This is a genomic window from Streptomyces caeni (assembly GCF_042678285.1).
GTDB lineage: Bacteria > Actinomycetota > Actinomycetes > Streptomycetales > Streptomycetaceae > Streptomyces > Streptomyces caeni.
The window spans coordinates 1-2,403 of the sequence record NZ_JBHUDX010000031.1 but is presented as its reverse complement, the minus strand read 5'-3'; the positions used below and the strand labels follow the sequence as shown (position 1 = coordinate 2,403).

General features: G+C 75.7%; 2 protein-coding genes and 1 pseudogene. 1 reads left to right on the top strand and 2 read right to left on the bottom strand.

The genetic code is table 11. The annotated features are described in order from the left end of the window. Positions 1 to 159: 159 nt before the first annotated feature. Positions 160 to 1,071 carry a universal stress protein gene (locus tag ACFSL4_RS13655; protein ID WP_381082162.1) on the bottom strand — a complete coding sequence of 304 codons (912 nt, stop codon included), beginning with the start codon at positions 1,069 to 1,071 and terminating at the stop codon, positions 160 to 162. A gap of 54 nt (positions 1,072 to 1,125) precedes the next feature. Continuing rightward, a complete protein-coding gene (locus ACFSL4_RS13650; RefSeq protein WP_381082160.1) occupies positions 1,126 to 1,998 on the bottom strand; it encodes a CBS domain-containing protein in 873 nt (290 codons plus the stop codon). A 168-nt stretch (positions 1,999 to 2,166) separates the two neighbouring features. Between ACFSL4_RS13650 and ACFSL4_RS13645 the strand changes: the two are divergent. Then, a pseudogene (locus ACFSL4_RS13645) lies at positions 2,167 to 2,403 on the top strand (hypothetical protein); the annotation flags it as partial.

Genomic DNA, 2,403 nt, shown 5'->3' with positions numbered 1-2,403 from the left:
GCTGCCGCGGGCCGGGCGGACACAGCGGCGGTCCCCACCCCGTCCGCCGACACGGGTCCGGCCGACCCCTGTACGCGCCGCTCGGCTCTCCGCGTGGCGCCGCGCTCCGTGTGCCGGACGCCGCGCTCCCGGCGCCGGACGCACCCTGGCCGGCCCCGGTCAGTCGTGCGGGACGACGGCGACGGGCGCCGCGGCGTGGTGGAGCACCGCGTGCGCGACCGACCCGAGGCGGGTGCCCACCGGACCGCGCCGCGTCCTGCGTCCCACGACGACGAGGCAGGCGGTGCGGGACGCCTCGATCAACTGGCTCGCGGGCCTGCCGGGGCGTGACGCCTCGACGATCCGCACGGCGGGGAACTTGCGCCGCCACGGATGGAGCGCCTCGGTCAGGGCGGTGGCCCGTCGGCGGGCGTGTTCGACATGGACGGCGGGCCCGATGGTCAGGCCCTCGAACGCGGGAGGCGGATACCAGCCGTGGACGACGCGCAGCGTGGTCTCCCGGACGGCGGCCTCTTCGAAGGCGAACTCGATGACCGCCGCGGCCTCGTCTCCGAGGTCCAGTCCCAGGACGACGGGACGGTAGGGGGCGGTCGAGAACGGGCTGCTGGGCGAGTCCGCCGTACGGGCGTCCGCGGCCCGGTCCCCGCCGCGGACCAGCACCACGGGCCGTTCGGCGTGCGCCACGACGGCCAGCCCGACGGAGCCGACCAGGAAACCGCCGACCCCGCTCAGCCCGCGGGAGCCCAGCACAAGCAGTTCCGACTCCCCCGCCACACCGATCAGCGCCTCGGCGGGGTGCCCGGCCCGCTGTTGCGGCGTCACCTCGACCCCGGGGTGGCGCAGCCGGATGCCCTCCGCCGCTTCACGGGGGATCCGCTCGCCGCGCCCGCTCCGCTCCCCCGGTGTCCACGCCCCGAGCCCCGCGGCCCGCGCCAGGGGGTCCGGAACCGGTTCCGCCACGTGGACGAGCCTCAGTGCCAGACCGCGCAGTTCCGCTTCGCGGGCCGCCCACTCGGCCGCGGCCGCGCTCTCGGGCGAGCCGTCCACTCCCGCGGCAATGGTGAGAGGCATGACCTTTCCCTCCTCAAAGACATCCGACGACAAACCGTGCGGTCCCGGCCGGCGTCACACGGGGGTGAGGTGGTTGTCCACCTCGACCACGTCGTCGATGCCCTCCACCTCCGCGACCAGCCTGAGCATCGCCGCCCTCGGCATCCGGCCCGTCAGCTCCACCACGCCGTCGCGCACCTTCACCTCGACGCCGGCACGGTCCGCCGGGGAGCAGACGGCGTGGATCCTCGCCTCGGCCTCCTCCCTGATGGCGGCGTCGTCCCTGACGAGGGCCCGGAGCAGCGCGTTGCGGTGCACCACACCCACCAGGCGCCCGTCGTGGTCGGTGACCGGGAGCCGCTTCAGTCGCGACAGCGCGGCCAGCCACGCGGCCTCCGCGACGGTCGCGCCCGGCAGCACGGTGATCGCGGGGCTGGTCATCAGGTCCGCCGCCGTCTCGCCACGGGCCTTGTCGTGCATCCTCCGCTCCCGCAGCCGGCCGATGCGTCCGGGCCGGTGCCCGGACGCCTCGAAGGCGACCTTCGCCAGCAGATCGGACTCCGACACCACACCGATCACCCGGTCCTCGGCGTCGACCACCGGGATCGCGCCTATGTGCTCGCGCGCCAGCAGGCGCGCGATGTCGCGGTACACCAGGTCGTCCCGCATGGACGCCGCGGGTACCTCCATCACGTCCCGCACCAGCGGTCCTTCGGGCTCGGCGGGCGGCTCCGGCGGCCGGGCCGCCGTGCCCTCCGCCTCAGGACGGGAGGCGGGCGCCGGCGCGGGCTGCCGCCGCGCCCCCGGGTGCCGGGCCGAGACCGCTTCGACGGCGCCCAGGTAGCGCAGGAGCGCGTCCTGTCGTGCTTCCTCGCCGGGGTGCCAGGTGTGCGACGGCACGGTGTGGCGAGCCTCGGCGCCGCTGGAGAAGTTCTCGTGCTCGGTCACGGCAGCCTCCGGACTCGGTCGGTTGTCCACCCTCCCAGTCTCGCGCCCCGCCGCACCGGGCCAAGAGCCGATCGGCCCAGGTGGAGCAGCAGACGGCCCCAGTTGGTGCGAGCCCGCACACGAGCGGTGAGACTGAAGGAGGAGCAGACCGTCAGGAGGACGCCCGTGATGAGCCTGCGGGACTTGCTCGCGCGGTTCCGTCCGACCGGCACACCGGGAGCAGCCGCCACCGGAGTCCCCGCCGACCGGACGGCGGAGCGTGCGGCGGAACTGGAGCCGTCCCTCGCGCGACTGACAGAGGTTCAGCGGGAGGCTGCCCGCATCCGGGCCGCGGCCGAGCGCGAGGCCGGCACGATACGGCGGGACGCCGCGCGGCAGGCGGCGGAGATCGTCGCCGCGGCCCGG